Raw genomic sequence first — 1358 nt, forward strand, 5'->3', positions numbered from 1 at the left:
TCCACCTCGTCACCACGCGGGGTGCCGGCGGCTGCGCGGTGACTGGCCGTGGCGAGGTGCGCTTCTCTCGCAGGTAGGCGCTGACCCGGCCGTAGCTGCCTCGATAGCCCAAGGGAACGATCTCTTCCCAGAGCTTCCAGGCGTTGGTGCAGCCCTCGTCCCAACGTTCGTCCAGGTAGGGCTTGTACTCGTCGAGAACGGAGGTCCTGTTGTGCTGCCACTGACCGCGAAAGAGGTCTTCCGGCTTCGCAGCGTCGGCGAGGCTCTTGACGGTGCGGTGGGTCATGTTCAGCTGACGCCCGATGGAACGGCGGCTGTGGCCGGCTTCCAGCAGCGCGTGGACCGTGGCGTGCCTGGTTCGGACGCGGTTGGCGAATCGCTCGCTCCGCCATGGAGAGTCCGCCTTCTCCTCGGGCGGCGCCGGTTCGTCGGCCTGCCCCTCGCGATCGGGGACCAGGACGCGAAGGCACGGGCGGTGGCGGGCGACAGCCCGCTCAGCAGCCTCCCCTAGGTTGTGCCACAAATGCCAGCGGTCGGCGACCTGCGTCGCCTGGGGTGCCCCGGCTCTGGCGCCCTCTGCGAAGAACGGCGCGCGGTCCCGGCAGACGACCTCGATCCCGGGTCGCTTCGCCAGCCATGCGGCCAGGCTGGACGCCCCCCGGTCAGGCAGCAAATCCACCGGCCGACGGGTCTCGACGTCGACGAGCACCGTGCCGTAGACCCGTCCTTTGCGTGTGGCGTACTCATCAACACCAACCACCCGCGGGGCCGGGACTTGGGGTTCGGGCAATGCATCGAGCAGCCGCAACACCGCGCTGCGGCTGATGGACACCCCGAAGGTCCGTGCCATCCGGGCGCCAGCCCGGCCGGCGAGGGCGAGACCCACCGCGGCGAGAGTCGACCGCAACCGCTCCGTCCACCTGCTGTACCGCCGGGTCAGTCCCGGCATCTGCTCAGCGAACGTCCGCCGAGCACACGAAGACTCCGGACAGAAGAACCGTCGAACTCGCAGTTGTAGGACCACCAGACGTCCCCCACTCGGCACGTCCGCAGGAAACCGCAGGTAAGAGCTGTGCACCCGGGTCGACTCGCTCCCACAGTCCGGGCATGCCGCCCCGGCCGCCGTACTGCACACGTCGATGTGTATCGCCTCGTGGCTCACGTCCAGCGACAGCACCGACACGTCCGCGATGGACGGTAACAGCAGGCTCTCCAGAGGAGGCGACGTCTCTTCCACGACGCCGCACTGTCGACCACGCCAAGTTCGTCCCTGGTCATTTTCAGGCAACTTCCCGGAGCCTGATCGGAGCAGCAGCCGTCACTCAGCGTGCGCGCATCACGGAAAGCGAGCCAGAACC

At 68.3% G+C, this 1358-nt stretch carries 1 protein-coding gene; it reads right to left on the bottom strand.

Annotated elements, in window-relative coordinates; translation table 11 throughout:
• A partial coding sequence (locus ABD374_RS31595) for an ISL3 family transposase (RefSeq protein ID WP_344500064.1) occupies nucleotides 1-1237 on the bottom strand: 1237 nt, incomplete at its 3' end.
• Nucleotides 1238-1358 lie beyond the last annotated feature (121 nt).

It is taken from the genome of Streptomyces enissocaesilis (genome assembly GCF_039533765.1).
Taxonomy (GTDB): Bacteria; Actinomycetota; Actinomycetes; order Streptomycetales; family Streptomycetaceae; genus Streptomyces; species Streptomyces enissocaesilis.